Genomic DNA, 16,315 nt, shown 5'->3' with positions numbered 1-16,315 from the left:
CGGTCGGGTCGGCGTCCGCGGCGTCGACCCGCGCGAGCGTCGCCGCCGCGCCGTCGCGTTCGTGCGCGTCCGGCGGCGCCGGCAGCACCGAGACGCCCCCGCCGGCGGACCGTACCGCGTCGCTCGGGTCGCCCGTCCCGTCGGTCCCGTCCGTCTCGCCCGTCCCGGACGCCCCCTCGGGGGCGTCCGGCCACGCCCGGTCGACGCCCGCGAGCGCGTGGAGGTCCGGCAGGTCCCAGTCGGCGTCGACGGCGAGCGTCCGTCCGTCGAGCGCTCGCGCCAGCCCGAGCGTGGTGGTCGTCTTGCCGGTGCCGCCCTTCCCGCCGGTGACCGCGAGCATGTGTGGGCCGTCTGGTCGCGCTCCCCTACTTCAACCCTCGCTCGGCGTCTCCCGGTCGGTCGGACCGGTCGGCCCCCCCGGGCTCCTCGGAGCCGTCGACGCCGCCCGCCCCGTCGACCCGGTCGCACACCTCGACGTCGAACGTCGAGCGCCAGCGGTAGCGCCGGCCGCCCCAGACGAACGTCCGGCGGACGAGCGCGTAGCCGAACAGCGCCGGCCCGGCGAGCACCGCCGGGTACGCCAGCAGCGCCGTCGGCCGCCGCACGCCGACGAACGCGTACGCCGCCGTGGTCGCGGCGGTCGCGAAGAGGGCGGCCGGCAGCGGCGCGAGCAGGCAGACTACGGCCAGTACGAGCGCCAGCGCGAGGTTCGCGGCCGTCCCGCCGGGCGAGTGGCGGCCGACTATCTTCGAGAAGCGGACGTGCCGTTCGAGCGTCGTCCGGTAGTCGCCGCCGACGGTCACCCGCCGGACGCGGCGGACCGGCGTCACGTCCACCCGTTCGGAGAGCAGACCGTCGTCGCTCACCGTCCGCCGGAGGTCGCGGAGCAGTCCCGCCTCGTCGGGGTGGAGGTCCGACCGCTCGAAGACGACCGCACCCCCCCACGCGTAGCCGCCGAGGTAGACGCCGAGCGTCCCCCCGAGCGCGTAGAGCGGTTCGAGCAGCCGCGCCAGCGGATCCGCGCCGACGAAGAAGGGGAGTTCGGTGACCGGTCCGTGGGCGGCGTAGTCGTCGTGGAGCGTCGCCAGCCAGTCGGGCGGGTGGTGGAAGTCGTCGTCGGTCCACACCAGCCGGTCGTTCTCGGCCGCCTCCGTCCCCGCCGCTATCGCGTTGGCCTTCCCGGAACAGCCGACGGGTTCGCCCGCGAGGACGACCCGGACCCCGTCGGGGAGGTCCCGGCCGGCCACCGGGTCGGCCGGCGAGTCCGCGACCACGAGCAGTTCGTCGTCCTCGTTCAACTGGGCGGCCACCTCGTCGCAGGCGTCGGTCCACCGGACCGTCGGGAGGAGCACGCTCGTCGGCGGGGGAGTCGTCGCCATCGGCGGCGGTTGGGGCGGCCGACCCTAAACGGATCGGAGGTTCGACGCCGGGTGACGGCCCGCCGCGGAGCGCCGCCGCTCGGGACCGGAGCGTCGGCCGAGAAGAACACGGGGCGGCGAGCCGCGCCGGCTCAGTCCTGACAGCAGCCGCCGGCCTCGCCGCCGAAGTCGACCGCGAGCGGCTCGGAGATGGCCTCGTTCAGCGTCTCCAGCCGGCTCTGGAGGTCGTCTTGCGCCTCGACGTACTTCTCCATCACGGGCAGCGCGTGGAGTTCCTGCTGGGCCTCCTGTAGCTTCCGACGCGCCTCGTCGTCGGCCCGCCCGGTCTGTTGGGCGAACGCGAACTCCTGACGGAGCTGTTGGAACTCGGAGATGCGCCGTTGCGCCTCGTCGTCGGCCTCGACGGCCGCCTTCGCCTCCTCGAACCGCTCGTAGGCGGGGAGACCCGCGATGGCGTCGCCGAGGTCGCGCGCGAGCGCGTCGGCGTCGGCGACGTCGGACCCGCCGGCGTCCGTCTCGGTTTCGATGCTCATGGTCGACGTTGCGGCCGGTCAAGTATAACACCCGCGACTCCGGAACCGGGTCCGGCGTCGGGGTTCGAAGGAGTCGGTCCCGGCCGCGCGGCGCGGCCGAGCGTCGGTCGTCCCGTTACTCCTCGGCGTCGAGCTCTTCGTCTTCGAGCTCCTCGACGAGTTCGTCGGCGTCGACGTCGACGTCGTCGAGATCGACGTCGTCGAGCGCCTCCTCCATCTCCTCGCCGCCGCCCATGCCGCCCATGCCGCCCATCATGCCGCCCATGCCGCCCATCATGCCGCCGCCGCCCTCGATGACCTCCTCGATGACCACGCGGTCGAGGTCGAGGCGGTCCATGATGTCCTCGGCGATCTGCTGTTTCGAGAACATCCACTGCTGGTTCATCTGCATCATCGGGGTGGCCTCGATGTACAGCGACTCCTTTTCGACCTCCTCGGTCTCCGTCTCGGGTTCGGCGTCCTCGTCGTCGCCGGCTTCGCCGGCTTCACGAGACTCCTCGGGAGTCTCGCTGTCCTCGTCGGGTTCGACGGTGACCTCCTCCTCGACGGTCTCGGTCTCGATGCGGACCTCGGGGACCTCCTGGAGGTACATCCCGATCAGCCCCTGCGCCTGCTCCTCGCGGTCGTCGACGAGTTCGAGGATCTCGTACTCGTACTCGAGGTCGTCACCCGCGAGCGGGTGGTTGAAGTCGACGCGGGCGCGCCCGCCGATCACGGTTTCGAGGTAGCCCTGGTCGCCGTCGACGGTGACCTGCGCGCCGGGGTAGCGGTCGTCCTCGGGGATCTTCTCGGCGGAGATGGTGCGGACGTCCTCGGGGTCGAACTCGCCGAACCCCTCGTCGGCGGGGACGCTGACCGTGTTGGTGTCGCCGGCCGCCTTGCCGACCAGGTCCTCGTCGACGGAGGCGAACACGTGCCCCTCGCCGACCACGATGGTGCGCGGCGAGAAGTCGTAGTCGTCGTCGTCGATGCCGGCCTCCTCGGCGACGTCCTCGCGGGTGGTGTCGACGACGCGCCCCTCGTCGTCTTCGTCGTCCTCGTCGGGGATCGTCCGGACGGTGTAGTCGAGACGGACGAAGTCGCCGTTCTGGATGCCGCTCTCCGACTCCGACTCGTCGGCCTCATCCGTCGACTCCGGCTCCTCGGACTCGTCGGACGCGTCGGCCCCCTCGGCCTCGGTGTCCTCTGCTGTCTCGGCGGATTCGGCCTCGTCGGCCTGCTCTTCTTCGCTCATGTCCGGACCGTCGCCCGTGCGGTCCTTAAGAATCACGTTTCGCCGCGCGCGGTCGCCCCGCGGGGGTCGACCCCCGGTCGGGGCCGGTCCCGCTCGGTTCGACCCCGACGCCCCCACACGAACACCGTTTTCACCTGCGGCGGCGAGAGCCGTGGTATGTACGAAGTCGAGGTGAAGGTCCGGGCGGCACACGGGCAGGTCCGGGAGCGACTCGCCGCCCTCGACGCCGAACGGGTCGAGCGGGTGAGTCAGTCGGACACCTACTACGCGGCGCCCCACCGCGAGTTCGCCGAGACCGACGAGGCGCTCCGCACCCGCCGCGAGACGGTCATCGACCGCGGCCCGGCGGCCGGGGCGGACGGTGGCCCGGACCCGGGCGGCCGTCTGGACGCCGCCGGAGCCGCCACCGGGGCGGACGCCGCCACCGACGCGGAGACTCGGCTCACCTACAAGGGACCGCGCATCGACACCGAGTCGAAGACCCGCGAGGAACACGAGACGGCCGTGGCCGACCCGGCGGCCGCCGAGGGGATCCTCGACGGCCTGGGGTTCGACCCCGCCGCGACCGTCGAGAAGGAGCGGGACGTCTACGCCGTCGGCGAGTACGTCGTCACGCTCGACACCGTCGCCGACCTCGGCGAGTTCGTCGAGGTGGAGCGGACCGTCGAGGAGGCGGACGTCGACTCCGCCCGCGAGGGCGCACGCGCGCTGTTGCGCGATCTGGGACTCGACCCCGAGGAGGGGATCCGGACCTCCTACCTCGAACTGGTCGCCGAGGCGCGCGCGGACTCGGACGAGGAGGCGGACGACGCCGACCTCCACGCCGATTCGGATGCGTACGAGTAATCGGGGCGGGTGCGGCCTTTTCCGCAAGTTATAGAGCGTCCCGCCACCACCGAGCGACAATGAGGAACATCCAAGTCTCGGAACTCGACCGGCGGGCGGTCGAGGATCAGGACGTGGAGATCGTCGAGCGGAAGGGGCTGGGCCACCCCGACTCGATCTGCGACGGCATCGCCGAGGCGGTTTCGCGCGGCCTCTCGCAGTTGTATCTCGACCGGGTCGGCACCGTGCTCCACTACAACACCGACGAGACGCAACTGGTCGCCGGGCGGGCCGCCCCCGCGTTCGGCGGCGGCGAGGTGCTCTCGCCCATCTACGTTCTGATCGTCGGTCGCGCGACCAGCGAGTACGAGGGGGAGACGCTCCCCGTCGAGCGGACCGCCCTGGAGTCGGCGCGCGCGTACCTCAACGAGACGATCCCCGAACTCGACGTGGGCGCGGACGTGATCCTCGACGTGAAACTCGGCGAGGGGTCGGGCGACCTCCAGGACGTGTTCGGCGAGGAGGGGCAGGTCCCGATGGCCAACGACACCTCCTTCGGCGTCGGCCACGCGCCGCTGACGGAGACCGAACGCATCGTCTTGGACGTCGAGCGCTCGCTCAACGGCGAGTACGCCGCCGACCACCCCGAACTCGGCCCGGACGTGAAGGTGATGGGGAAACGCGAGGGCGACGACGTCGACGTGACCGTCGCGGCCGCCGTCGTCGACAGCTACGTCGACTCGATGGCCGACTACGAGGCGGCGGTCGCCGACGTGGAGGCGTTCGTCGCCGACCTCGCGGCCGACCACACCGACCGGAACGTCACCGTCGAGGTGAACACCGCCGACGATATCGAGGAGGGGTCGATCTACCTCACGACGACCGGCGTCTCCGCCGAACAGGGCGACGACGGCTCCGTCGGCCGGGGGAACCGCGCGAACGGGCTGATCACGCCCAACCGGCCGATGAGCATGGAGGCCACCTCGGGCAAGAACCCCGTCAACCACATCGGGAAGATCTACAACTTACTGTCGACGGAGATAGCCGAGTCGGTGGTCGACGAGGTGGACGGCATCCGCGACCTCCAGGTCCGCCTGCTCTCGCAGATCGGCCGACCGATCGACGAACCGCACGTCGCCGACGCGCAGGTGGTCACCGCCGAGGGTGTCACCGTCGCCGACGTCGAAGCGGAGATGGAGGAACTCATCGACGACCGTCTCGCGAACGTGACCGACATCACCCGCCGCGTGATCGACGGCGACCTCTCGACGTTCTGAGCGGCCGTCTCGTCTCCCCCGCGTCGTACCCCGGCGACTTTCGACGTGCGTCTCAGTTCGCGTCCGCGTCGGACAGTTCCCGCGCGAGGTACGCCGCCACCGGGGCGTTCTCCTCCTCGACGAACCGGGCTAGCTCGGCGCCGTCGCGTTCGACGACCACCGTGGGGATGAACTCGACGCCGTACTCGTCCATCCCGTGCCCGCGCTTCTCGCCGTCGACCTTCTCGACGGGGTACGCCACTATCCGATCGGCGGGCACGCCCGCGGCGTCGAGGGCGGCCGCGAAGTCGGGGAGCTGTCCCCGGCAGTCGGGACACCAGTCGCCGCTCCAGACCCGGAACGTCAGCGACTCGTCGGAGAGCGCCTCGACCTCCTCCTCGTAGGAGGCGGCGTCCCACGTCGGGTTCGGTCGCATCGTCTCCAGGGCGGGCGCGGGCTTCTCGTCGTGGTCGGTCTCGCTCACGGTCGGACGGAGGGCGTCCGCGGATAAAACCCCGACGACGGCAGCGCGGCGTGACGCGACGGGCCGCGACGGGGAGTCGAGCGCGCCGCATCGCGGTGCGGCGGCGGCCTGGCGGTCGGCCCGCACGAACGCTTGCCGGCGTCGCGGGTCGGTTAAGGCGGAGCCGCGTACGGCGGGTATGGACGACTCCGTGCTCGACACCATCGGCTCCCCGCTCGTGCGGGTGGATTCGCCGCCGGGAACCACCGTCGCGGCCAAACTGGAGTCGCGCAACCCCGGCGGCTCTGCGAAGGACCGCCCGGCGCGGTACATGCTCGAGGCGGCCGAGCGCGCCGGCGAGTTGACCCCGGGCGACGCGCTGGTCGAACCCACCTCCGGCAACACGGGCGTCGGGCTGGCGATGGTGGGCGCCGCGAAGGGGTACGACGTGACGCTCGTGATGCCCGCCTCGAAGTCGAAGGAGCGCCAGCGCGTCATGCGCGCGTACGGCGCGGACCTGGAACTCGTCGACGGCACCATCGAGGACGCCAAGGAGCGCGCGGACGAACTCGAAGCCGAGGGGATGGTCCAACTGCGGCAGTTCGAACACGAGGCCAACCCCCGCGCGCACTACGAGACCACGGCGCCGGAGATACTCGACCAGTTGGACGGCCGCACGCCCGACGCCCTCGTGGCGGGCGTCGGCACCGGCGGCACCGTCTCGGGCATCGGCCGCCGCCTCCGCGAGGAGTTCCCCGACCTGGACGTGGTCGCGGTCGAACCCGCCGACTCGGCGGTGCTGTCGGGCGAGGAGCCGGTCGGCGACGAGTTCCAGGGGATGGGGCCGGGGTTCGTCAGCCCCAACCTGGACACGGACCTCCTCGACGGCGTCTTGACCGTCGAACTGGCCGAGGCGCAAGCGGAGTGCCGCAGGCTCGCCCGCGAGGAGGGGATCCTCGTGGGGCAGTCGAGCGGCGCCTCGAACCTCGGCGCGCGCCGGGTGGCGGAGGCGCTCGCGGCGGGCGACGACCCCGGCTACGCCGACGTCGCCGTCGAGGGGTGGCTCCCCCGCGACGGCGCGGGCGTCGCCGCGGGCGACCCGCTGGTGCTGACGGTCTTTTGGGACTCCGGCGAGCGCTACATGTCGACCGGGATGTTCGAGTGAGCGGCCGGCGCTCGCGGGCGCCGCGGCGCGGCGCTACCCGCCGAACTCGGACTCGGTGACGCGAACCCGGACGGTCCGGTCGACGTCGCGGAGGTCGTACTCCGGGAGGGGACCGTCGTCGGAGCGGGCGAGGAACAGCGGCTCGACGAGTTCGCCGTCGACGACGCCGTACACCTTGAGCAGGCGGTCGGTCTCGGTCGGCCGGACCGCGTCGTTGCGGACCGCGGTCGCCAACTCCCGCGAGAGCCACTCCCCGTCTGATATCGACGGCTCGCGCACCAGCGCCTCGCGGGCGAACCGGACGAGATACCAGTTGAGGTCGTTACACAGCGACACCGCCGCGCCGAGGCTCACCGTCTCGACGGCCAGCGAGTTGTCGAACGGCGCCGACAGGTCGTACGTCGCCAGCGCGTCGCGGGCCGTCTCCCGGGAGAGCAGTTCCCGCCGGAGGTCGACCCCCGGCGTCCCGACGAGACAGACCGTGGTCATACCCGGCGGTCGTCGCCGCGCGGCAAAGCGGTTGTGTTTGTGCGCTCCCGTCCGGCTCAGAACGCCTCGGTCACCGCGGCGTCGAGCGCGTCGACCGCCTCGTCGATATCGTCGCGGTCGACACACAGCGGCGGTGCGACCGTGAGCTGGAAGTTGGGCCGGCCGCCGCCGACGAGCACCCCGCGCTCGCGGGCGGCCTTCAACACCCCGTCGACCGGGTTGTCCGCGTCGCCGTCGACGCGGGGGTCGACGAACGGCTCGCCCGTCTCGGGGTCGGCGAACTCGACGCCCCAGAGGAACCCCCGGCCGCGCACGTCGGCGACGGCGTCGTGCGACTCCAGGTCGCGTAGCCGCTGTTCCAGGTACGGCGCGAGCGCCGCGCAGTTGTCGATCAAGCCCTCCTCGTAGGCGTCGAGCGCGGCGACGCCCGCGGCGCACGCGACGGGGTGGCCCGCGAACGTCTGCCCGAGGTCCAGCCCGGCGTCCCGGAAGTGGGCGGCGACGTCGGGCCGCGCCAGCACGCCCGCCAGCGGCGCGTACGCGCTGGTGACCCCCTTCGCGAACGTGAGCAGGTCGGGGACGACCCCCTCGGTGTCCATCCCGAACCAGTCGCCACACCGGCCGAACCCGGTGATCACCTCGTCGGCGACCAGGAGTACGCCGAACTCGTCGCATATCTCGCGCACCCGCTCGACGTACCCCGGCGGCGCGGGGTAGCTCCCGCTGGTCCCCCCCACCGGCTCCATCAACACCGCGGCGACGGAGTCGGGTCCCTCGTTGCGGATCACGAACTCCAGGTGGTCGGCGGCCCTGTCGGCGAGTTCCGCGGGGTCGTCGGTGCCGAACGCGCGCGGGATCGGCGGGAGGAACTTCCCCGCGCCGGTCGTCGCGGCGTGACGCTCGACGGTCGCGCGCGTCTCGGGGTCGCCCGTGAACGACGCCGCGCCGTACGTGCCGCCGTGGTACGACCGCCACCGCGTCAACACCGTGTGGCCGTCGGTGTACTCGCGGGCGAGGTGGGCGGCCAACTCGTTCGCCTCGCTGCCCGAGACGGAGAAGAACCCCGTCACCAGGTCGCCCGGCGACACCTCGGTCAGCCGCGCCGCGAGGGCGTCGCGGGTGGGGCTGTCCTTCGACGACGCCACGTAGGGGATCCGTCGGGCCTGCTCGGTCATCGCGTCGACGATCCGGTCCTCGTCGTGGCCCGCGTTCACGCAGTACAGTTGGGAGACGAAGTCGAGATACTCCTCGCCGTCGTCGTCGGTCACGCGCGCCCCCGAGCCCTCGACGAGCGACAGCACGTCGCCGTCGGGGGCGTACCAGTGCGGGACCGCCCCCGTCGCCTCCGCGGCGGTCGGTACGTTTGCCATGGGGTGACGGGGCGAGGCCGCGAGCAAAAGGGTTGGGATACGGCGGTGAATCGCCGGGAGTCGTTGTGAGATGGTCGACGATAGTCGGATTCGTCCCGGAGTCGTCAACCGAGGCGGGCTACGGGTGGGCGTAGTAGGCGACGGTCACGCCGTCGTCGGTGCCGTCGTAGCGGGCGAAGCCGACCCGTTCGAACTGGACCACGTCGTCCGGTTCGTACGACGCGAACCCGGGTTCCGCGCGGCCGAACACGTCGCCGTCCATCGTGCGCAGGCGGACGCGGACGTTCTCCTCGGCGGGCACCCAGTGGACCACGGGGACGCCGTCCTCGCGGACCGCCGAGATGTCGTCGCCGGTCCAGACGAGTTCGCCGCCCGCGCCCCCGTCTCCGTCGGCGGCGTCCGCGTTCTCGCTCGCCGCCTCGTAGCGGAGACAGCCGTACCCCTTGAGCCACACCCGCTCGCCGTCGGCGGGCACGTCGTCGGGTTCGAGACGGACCGCGTCGTCGACCGGGATGTCGCGGTCGCCCCTGTCGTCGTGGTTGGGGTGGAGCGGCGGGTGACCCGCGTCCGGGCGGTCGTCGCCCGCGACCGGGAGCAGTTCGCCGTTGCGCACCAGGAACCGCCGGTCGGCCCCGTCGTCGACCAACTCGCGGTTGTTGGCGTAGACGCTCGACATCGCGAGGTCGACGTTCGTCGTGGAGACGCCGAGTTCGACCATCGACTCCACCACCGCCTCGCCGCGGATCCCCCGTCGGCGGACGGAGGCGAGCGTCGGCGCGCGGGGGTCGTCCCAGCCGGTCAACTCGCCGTCGGCTATCTCGGCTTTGATCGTCGAGGTGGACATCGCCACGTCGTACGCGTCGATCTGGACGTGCCCCCAGTGGAGCACCTCGGGGTACTCCCAGCCGAAGTAGTCGTAGACGAACCGCTGGCGCTTCGCCGAGTCCTGGAGGTCGATGCCGCGGATGATGTGGGTGATCCCCGTGAGGTGGTCGTCGACGCCCGACTGGAAGTCGAGCATCGGCCACGCGCGGTAGTCGCTCGCCTCCTCGCGGGGGTGCGGGGTGTCGACCATCCGGAACGCCACGAAGTCGCGGAGCGCGGGGTTCTTGTGCTCGATGTCGGTCTTCACTCTCAGGACCATCTCGCCCGACTCGTAGTCGCCGTCGACCATCGCGTCGAACTCCTCGCGGACGGTCTCGGCCGGCTTGTCGCGGTGGGGACACGCCTCAGCGTCCGCCTTCATGCTCCGGAACTCCTCGGCGGGGCACGAGCAGGTGTACGCGCCGCCCTCGTCGATCAACTCGCGGGCGTGGTCGTAGTACGTCTCCATCCGGTCGCTCGCGCGCACCACCTCGTCGGGTTCGAACCCGAGGTAGTCGACGGCGTCGAGGATCGCGTCGTACGCGTCGAGATCCGGCCGCTTCGTCTCCGGGTCGGTGTCGTCGAACCGGCAGAGCATCCAGCCGTCGTACTGCTGTTTGTACGTCCCGATCACCGAGGGCATCCGCGCGTTGCCGAGGTGCCACGGGCCGTTGGGGTTGGGGGCGAGCCGCATCCGGATCTCGTCGTACTCGTCGGCGTTCGGTAGGTCCGGCAGGGCGTCGTCCTCCTCCTCGTCGTCGGCGTCGAGTTCCGCCAGCAGGTCGGGGGCGAGTTCCCCGAGACGGTCGCGCCGTTCCTCGGCGCCCATCCCGCTCACCTCCGAGGCGACGGGCGCGACGACGCCCGGAATCTCGTCGCCGTGCTCGCGGAACTCGGGGTTCTCGCCCATCAGCGGACCCATGATCGCGCCCACGTCCGGGTCGGAGCCGTGCTTGAGCGCGTTGAACAGCGCGTGTCGCTCGGCGGCCGTGCGCACACGCTCGCGGAGGTCGTCGTCCATTACCGCCGGCTTGGCCGTCCGACACAAAAAGGGGCGTGAATCGAAGGGCACACCCGGGTAGGGGCGGGTAGACGGACGCCGCGTCAACATTTACGAGTGTCGACGTTTCACACCCTCGCTGACGGCGTTACGGCGTTGTTAGCCCCGAACGATCGTCGGGAAACGCCGTCTCGCGCCGACAGGTCGCCCGGACGACGGATGGGGAGGTTGATGCCGCCCGGGGTCCGACTCCCGACCCGTGCCGACCTTCTACGAGGACGTGACCGTCGGCGAGACGACAGAACACGGCAGCTACGACGTGACCCGCGAGGAGGTGCTACGGTTCGCCGAGCGGTACGACCCCCAGTGGTTCCACACCGACCCCGAGCGCGCGGCCGCGGAGTCGCCGTACGGCGGCGTGATAGCCTCCGGCTGGCACACCGCCGCGATGACGATGCGCCTGCTCGTCGAGAGCGTGCTCGCGGACGCCGCGACGGTCGGCGCGAAGGGCGTGGACGAACTCCGGTTCCGGCGACCGGTCCGGCCGGGCGACAGCCTCCGCATCGAGACGGAGATACTGGAGACGGTGCCCGAACGCCCCGACCGGGGGCTGGTCCGCGCGCGCACGCGGACGTTCAGAGAGGGCGACCGGGCGGGCGAGGGGAGCGGGGACGAACCGCCGACGAGTGGTGAGAGCGAAGACGGCGGCGACGCCGGCGAGGAGGTGTTCTCGATGGTGGGGAACGTGATGTACCTCCGGCGGGAGGACGCCGAGGAGTGACCGACGGGCGGGCGGCGACGCGGGAGCGGCGGTCCGCGGGGGTAACCGCGGTCCGCGGGCGACGGTGGCCGCCCGGCCGGGAGTACGGAGCCCCTTCGCGCGGTCGGGCGTCCGTTACTCCCGCGCAGTCGCCACCAGCGTCTCGTACACCTCTCGGTTGGCGTCGGCGACCGCGTCCGCGTCGTCGCGTTCCGCGCCCGACAGCGCCGGCAGCGCGTGCGTCGACACCGGGTCGACCATCCCCGTCACGCGGCCGACGTGTTCCTCCATCCGCCCCTCGTCGGGACCGCCGGCGGCGGCCTCGCACGCGACGGCCCACCGGTCGCCGTCGTAGACGCGCGCGCGACCGGGCGCGACCGTCGCCACCGCGTCGTAGCGCACGCCCGCGAGCGGGTTCGCCACGTCGCCGTACGACTCGACGACCGCGTCGTCGGTCGCGCGCACGTCGGCCGCCAGCGAGTCGAGCGCCGGCAGGTGGTACTCGCGCATCGCGTCGTTGAACGCCGCGACGGAGTCGACGGCGAGCGCCTCCGATATCGGCAGGCGCTCGCGGACGAGTTCGGGCACGTCGGCGTCGGCGTTGTACAGCCAGACGGGACCGTCGGGCGTCGACACCCGGTCGACGAGGAACGTCCGGTCGGCCTCGCCGAGCAGTCCGACCCGACCGGGTGCGGGCCGCCAGAGCCGGTGGACCGGGTTGCGCGCCTCCGGGGTGGCGTCGCTCCCGGCGGCGTCGAGCAGTCGGCGGACGTCCTTGCCGTACAGGCGGCCGTCGGCGGTCGCCGCGCGCACGTCGTCGTGGTCGTACCAGTAGTCGTTGCCCGCGCGGGGTTTGAACGCGGAGGCCGCGACCGACCGGCGGGCGAGCGCGCGGACCAGTCCCGCGGCGAACGTGGTCTTGCCCGCGTCGACGCGGGCCTCGCCGGCCACGAGTAGCCTCATCCGTCGTCGTCTTCGACGGGGTCGTCGACGCGGTCGGTCGGGTCGGCCGGCCCGGCCTCGCCGTCGGCGGTGTTCGGGTCGACGTCCGCGTCGCCGCTCGGCGGCGTCGGCTCCGACTCGGCGGCGGTCGCGCCGCCCCCGTCGGTCCCCTCCTTCAGTCCGTAGTAGCCCGGCTCCTCGTCCGTCCGTGGCTCCGCGACCACGAGGTCGTCGGCGTTCGTCATCACCCACGGGATCGCCCAGTCGAGCAGGACCTCCTCGGTCCCCTCGTCGATCTCGGCGTCGGGGTCGAGTCCCTGGAGCAGTCGGGCGATCTCGTAGACGGTGTACATCTCCCCGGACTCCATCAGCTCCGCGGGCGTGTAGAAGTCGCACGGGTACAGCGACGGGAACTCCGACTTGGGCGTGGGCACGGCCGGCGGTACGCGAGCCACCCGGTAAAGGCCGCGGGATCGGTGATACGCCGGACCGGACGCGCCGTGACACGGACCCGTTCGACGCCGGAACTGTCTCGGATCTGTCCGTTAGCGATACCGGTTTAGAACGGCTGAAACGCTTCACGACCGTCTAAAAACGATCCCGGTTCGACAAACACATACTAATTGATGTATCGGGGTCCGTGCGGTCAGACGTACTACGAGCGCGCGAGGACTCGAACGGCGCACGCGAAGCTACCCGAGCGACAACGTCCCGCAGAGCCACGACCACGGCGGCAACTTCGAGACCCGGAACGTCGACGAGGAGTATCCCCGCCGTTCTGAGCCGCTCGGACGGACGGCTCCCCGCGGTGCTCGCGGTCACGTTACGGCCCGGGTCCGGCCTCGGGTCGGTCCGCGGTCCCGTCTCGGTCGACGGCTCGCCCGTACGGTCCCGGCGCCTTCGGGTCCCGCCCCGCCTCGCCCCGCTACGCGTCGCCGTGGTCCTCGCGCATCGCGTCGTACACCCGCTCGACGCCGGCGGTCCCCTCGTCGGCCGGGCCGCCGTGGAAGCAGTGGACCCGGTCGACGTCGAGTTCCGCGAGTCGGCCGACCGACCGGGTCGCCTCCCGCAGGTCGGGCGTAAAGCGGTCGATCGGCGGGCGGACGCCGCCGTCGTCGCTCGTGAGCGCGTCGCCCGCGAGCAGGAGGTCCGCCTCCGGGAGCACGAACGAGAGGTGCCCCGGCGCGTGGCCGGGCGTGAACACCGCGCGCATCGGCCCGGCCGCGGTGCGGAACGTCACGCCGTCCTGTAGCTCCACGTCGACGGGGACCGGCGGGTAGCGCTCGGCGTCGGGGTCGCTCTTGATCGGGTGTTCGCGGCCGTCGACGAACGGGGCCTCCGCCTCGTGGGCGTACACCGGGGGGTCGTCGGCCCGGTCGCACACCTCCGCGAGCGCGCCCGCGTGGTCGCCGTCGTGGTGGGTGAGCACCACCGCGGTCACGTCGTCGAACCCGAACCCGGCGTCGCCGAGCGCCGCTTCCAGTTCGTCGGCCATCCCGGGCAGCGTCGTGTCGAGCAGGACGACCCCGCGGTCGGTTTCGACCGCCGCCGGGTGGAACGCCGTCTCGCCGCCGTCGCGTTCGACCGTCACGGTCAGCGCGTACACGCCGTCGGTGAGTTTCACATCCGCGCTTTGGCCGCCGGCCACCTCACGCTACCGGCCCCGGAACGTTCGTCGGCGCCGCCGCTCGCGGGCGGGCGTCGAAAGAAAGGGTGAGAGTCGACCAGTCGTCGTCGCCTACTTACTCGAACAGCTGGGTGGCCTGCTCGTACCGCTCGGCGGGTTCGGTCCAGTCGACGACCTCGAAGAAGGCGTCGATGAAGTCGCCGCGGGCGGGGCCGTAGTCGTAGTAGTACGAGTGTTCCCAGACGTCGAGCGCGAGGACGGGGTGGCTGCCCCAGAGGGCGCCCTGGTCGTGTTTGTCCACGACGACGTTGTGGAGTTCGTTCGAGAACGAGTCGTACACGAGCAGCGCCCAGCCGGAGGCGTTCTTGGCTGCGGCCTCGAACTCGCCCTTCCAGGCGTCGTACGAGCCGAAGTCCTCCTCGATCCGGTCTGCGAGTTCACCGGAAGGTTCGTCGCCGCCCTCGGGGCTCATGCTCTGCCAGAACAGCGTGTGGAGCATGTGTCCCGACCCGTTGTGGGTGACGTTCCGCAGGGCGCTCCCCGAGGAACCGAACTCTCCTTCCTCGCGATTCTGTTCGAGCGTCTCCTCGGCGGAATTCCAGCCGTTGACGTAGCCCTGATGGTGGGTGTCGTGATGCCACGTCAGCACCTGTTCGGAGATGTGCGGTTCGAGCGCGTCGTAGTCGTACGGGAGCGGCGGCAGTTCGTATTCACTCATAGTAATTCCTCCACTGGGTACATCGGTCGGATAGCTGTTAAAGATTGAGAAGCCCCACGATAACACCCCGCACGGGTTCCGGCGGCGACCACCGCGACCGCAGGAGGCAGGTGAGTCGGTCGGCGTGGGGAGGACGTGAGCGCGACGAGCGGGTGGCGCGGCGTCGGCCTCGTGAGCGGCTGGCAGGCGACCGCGAGCCTCTGTTTTTACGCCGTGTTCGCCTCGACCGCGTCGGTCCGCGCGGAGTTCGAACTCTCGGGGTTCCTGACGGGGCTGTCGGTGACGGCGGTGATGGTGGGGTACACCGCGGCGCTGTTCGCCGCGGGCGCGGCCGTCGACGCCTACGGCGAGCGGCCGGCGATGCTCGGCGGTCTGAGTCTGCTCGTGGTCGGGATGTGCGCGGTCGCAGTGGCGCCGACGTACCCGCTGTTGCTCGCGTCGTTCGTGCTCGTCGGGGTGGCGTACGCGACGGGGATGCCCGCGACCAACCGCGCGGTGCTCGCGGTGGCGCCGCCCGGCCGGCGCAACCTCGCGATGAACCTCAAGCAGGTGGGCGTCACCGTCGGGTCGGGCGTCTCGGCGCTGCTGATCGCGGAGGCGGCGATGCGCGGCGACTGGGCTGTGGGCTTCCTCGTCGCCGCGGGCGCGGCGGCGGTGGTCGTCGCCGCCTTCGCGGTCGGCTACGAGGGCCGGCCGGGAAGCGGCCGCCTCTCCGTGCCGGACGTGCGCGGCCTGCTGTCTGACGACTCCTACCGCGGGCTGTTGGTCGCGGGCTTCTTCCTCGGCGCGGCGGTGTTCACGACGACCGGCTACGTCGTGGTGTACATGCGCGACGGCGTCGGCGCGGCCGACTGGCTCGCGGGGGCGACGCTCGCCGCGGTGCAGTTCTCGGGCAGCGTCGGCCGTATCGGCGGCGGCACGCTCACCGACAGGCTGCCGGTGCCGGCGGCGGCGGCGAACGCGCGCGTGCTCGTCGCGCAGGCGGTGGTCGCGGCCGTCGGGTTCGTCGCGGTGACGCTCGTCGGCGGACCGGCGTCGGCGGCCGCCGCGTTCGTCATCCTCGGGCTGTTCATCCTCGGCTTCCCGGGCATCTACTACGGCTGTCTCACCGCCCTCGTCGACGACGACGAGGTGGGCGCCGCCACCGCGGGCGGACAGTTCACGCTCAACGCCGGCGGCCTGCTCGCGCCGCCCGCGTTCGGCTACGTCGCCGACACCGTCGGCTACCGGGTGGGGTGGTACGCGCTCGGGGCGTTCTCGCTCGTCGCCGCCGCCATCGCGCTCCCGCTGGCGCGTGCGGGCGAGTGAGCGGGGGCGAGTGGCCGAGTGTGGCGGACCGCGCTCCGAGCGCGGCTCAGGCCGTGTACGCCTCGTGCTGTCGTTCGTACTCGATGGTCGTCGCCACGCGGTCGGCGACCGCCGCGCCGGCCTCGCGTTCGACCAGGTGGAGCGCCAGATCCAGCCCCGAGGTGACGCCGCCCGCGGTCAACACGTCGCCGTCGTCCACCAGGCGCGCCTCGTCCCGCACGTCGGCGCCCGTCTCGCGGAGGTCCGCGACGGCGCCCGCGTGGGTGACCGCCGGCCGGCCGTCGAGCAGGCCCGCCGCCGCGAGCAACATCCCGCCGGTACAGACCGCGGCGACCGTCGCGCCCGCGTCGTGGTGGGCGGCGACCGCCCGCGGGACGGCGCC

18 protein-coding genes are annotated in these 16,315 nt (G+C 72.0%); 5 read left to right on the top strand and 13 right to left on the bottom strand.

Annotation, left to right across the window (positions count from 1 at the left end):
* From K933_RS03655 to K933_RS03640, 4 genes are all read right to left on the bottom strand, one after another.
* Window positions 1-340: nucleotide-binding protein (locus tag K933_RS03655; RefSeq protein WP_023393338.1), on the bottom strand; the 340-nt coding region annotated here is incomplete at its 3' end.
* A gap of 25 nt (window positions 341-365) precedes the next feature.
* Entirely contained in the window at window positions 366-1,379 is a 1,014-nt protein-coding gene (locus K933_RS03650) for a glycosyltransferase family 2 protein (RefSeq protein ID WP_023393337.1), read from the bottom strand.
* 131 nt (window positions 1,380-1,510) lie between these two features.
* Window positions 1,511-1,912: a YlbF family regulator gene (locus tag K933_RS03645; protein WP_023393336.1), complete on the bottom strand. Its 402-nt coding sequence runs from the start codon at window positions 1,910-1,912 to the stop codon at window positions 1,511-1,513.
* Between the two features lie 115 nt (window positions 1,913-2,027).
* Window positions 2,028-3,146, bottom strand: a complete 1,119-nt coding sequence (locus tag K933_RS03640) for an FKBP-type peptidyl-prolyl cis-trans isomerase (protein WP_023393335.1) — start codon at window positions 3,144-3,146, stop codon at window positions 2,028-2,030.
* A 156-nt stretch (window positions 3,147-3,302) separates the two neighbouring features.
* Here K933_RS03640 and cyaB point away from each other — a divergent pair, with 156 nt between their 5' ends.
* Window positions 3,303-3,992 (top strand): class IV adenylate cyclase, encoded by a 690-nt coding sequence (cyaB, locus tag K933_RS03635; protein ID WP_023393334.1) that lies wholly within the window; start codon window positions 3,303-3,305, stop codon window positions 3,990-3,992.
* 59 nt (window positions 3,993-4,051) lie between these two features.
* Window positions 4,052-5,248 carry a methionine adenosyltransferase gene (locus tag K933_RS03630; RefSeq protein WP_023393333.1) on the top strand — a complete coding sequence of 399 codons (1,197 nt, stop codon included), beginning with the start codon at window positions 4,052-4,054 and terminating at the stop codon, window positions 5,246-5,248.
* A gap of 52 nt (window positions 5,249-5,300) precedes the next feature.
* Here K933_RS03630 and K933_RS03625 read toward each other — a convergent pair whose 3' ends face one another.
* Window positions 5,301-5,663, bottom strand: a complete 363-nt coding sequence (locus tag K933_RS03625; RefSeq protein WP_049947571.1) for a thioredoxin domain-containing protein — start codon at window positions 5,661-5,663, stop codon at window positions 5,301-5,303.
* Window positions 5,664-5,889: 226 nt separating this feature from the next.
* Here K933_RS03625 and K933_RS03620 point away from each other — a divergent pair, with 226 nt between their 5' ends.
* A complete protein-coding gene (locus tag K933_RS03620; protein ID WP_023393331.1) occupies window positions 5,890-6,855 on the top strand; it encodes a PLP-dependent cysteine synthase family protein in 966 nt (321 codons plus the stop codon).
* A 33-nt stretch (window positions 6,856-6,888) separates the two neighbouring features.
* Here K933_RS03620 and K933_RS03615 read toward each other — a convergent pair whose 3' ends face one another.
* The 3 genes from K933_RS03615 to K933_RS03605 form a co-directional block, all read right to left on the bottom strand.
* The gene (locus K933_RS03615; protein ID WP_023393330.1) at window positions 6,889-7,344 is read right to left on the bottom strand and encodes a DUF5804 family protein; all 456 of its coding nucleotides are present in this window, start codon (window positions 7,342-7,344) and stop codon (window positions 6,889-6,891) included.
* Window positions 7,345-7,400: 56 nt separating this feature from the next.
* Window positions 7,401-8,714 carry an aminotransferase family protein gene (locus tag K933_RS03610; RefSeq protein WP_023393329.1) on the bottom strand — a complete coding sequence of 438 codons (1,314 nt, stop codon included), beginning with the start codon at window positions 8,712-8,714 and terminating at the stop codon, window positions 7,401-7,403.
* Window positions 8,715-8,832: 118 nt separating this feature from the next.
* Complete coding sequence (locus K933_RS03605; protein ID WP_023393328.1) at window positions 8,833-10,599, bottom strand: glutamate--tRNA ligase; 1,767 nt, start codon at window positions 10,597-10,599, stop codon at window positions 8,833-8,835.
* A gap of 238 nt (window positions 10,600-10,837) precedes the next feature.
* Here K933_RS03605 and K933_RS03600 point away from each other — a divergent pair, with 238 nt between their 5' ends.
* Window positions 10,838-11,359 carry a MaoC family dehydratase gene (locus tag K933_RS03600; RefSeq protein ID WP_023393327.1) on the top strand — a complete coding sequence of 174 codons (522 nt, stop codon included), beginning with the start codon at window positions 10,838-10,840 and terminating at the stop codon, window positions 11,357-11,359.
* Between the two features lie 114 nt (window positions 11,360-11,473).
* On the opposite strand, the gene K933_RS03595 is transcribed toward K933_RS03600, so the two are convergent.
* The 4 genes from K933_RS03595 to sod all read right to left on the bottom strand — a co-directional run bounded on the left by K933_RS03595 (window position 11,474) and on the right by sod (window position 14,625).
* Window positions 11,474-12,301 carry an ATPase gene (locus tag K933_RS03595; RefSeq protein ID WP_049947570.1) on the bottom strand — a complete coding sequence of 276 codons (828 nt, stop codon included), beginning with the start codon at window positions 12,299-12,301 and terminating at the stop codon, window positions 11,474-11,476.
* On the bottom strand, window positions 12,298-12,714 hold the full coding sequence (locus K933_RS19460; RefSeq protein WP_023393325.1) for a DUF5827 family protein: 417 nt from the start codon (window positions 12,712-12,714) through the stop codon (window positions 12,298-12,300). Before K933_RS19460 ends, K933_RS03595 begins: the two co-directional genes overlap by 4 nt.
* Window positions 12,715-13,205: 491 nt before the next feature.
* The gene (locus K933_RS03585; RefSeq protein WP_023393324.1) at window positions 13,206-13,904 is read right to left on the bottom strand and encodes an MBL fold metallo-hydrolase; all 699 of its coding nucleotides are present in this window, start codon (window positions 13,902-13,904) and stop codon (window positions 13,206-13,208) included.
* A 118-nt stretch (window positions 13,905-14,022) separates the two neighbouring features.
* Window positions 14,023-14,625, bottom strand: a complete 603-nt coding sequence (sod, locus tag K933_RS03580) for a superoxide dismutase (protein WP_023393323.1) — start codon at window positions 14,623-14,625, stop codon at window positions 14,023-14,025.
* Window positions 14,626-14,760: 135 nt separating this feature from the next.
* On the opposite strand from sod, the gene K933_RS03575 reads away from it, so the two are divergent.
* Window positions 14,761-15,933 carry an MFS transporter gene (locus K933_RS03575; RefSeq protein WP_023393322.1) on the top strand — a complete coding sequence of 391 codons (1,173 nt, stop codon included), beginning with the start codon at window positions 14,761-14,763 and terminating at the stop codon, window positions 15,931-15,933.
* Window positions 15,934-15,979: 46 nt separating this feature from the next.
* Here the strand turns inward: K933_RS03575 and K933_RS03570 are convergent.
* Window positions 15,980-16,315, bottom strand: a 336-nt coding sequence (locus K933_RS03570; protein WP_023393321.1) for a DJ-1/PfpI family protein, incomplete at its 5' end; no start/stop codon positions are given.

Source organism: Candidatus Halobonum tyrrellensis G22, assembly GCF_000495475.1.
Taxonomy (GTDB): Archaea; Halobacteriota; Halobacteria; order Halobacteriales; family Haloferacaceae; genus Halobonum; species Halobonum tyrrellense.
This window is presented reverse-complemented; position numbering and strand designations above follow the sequence as displayed.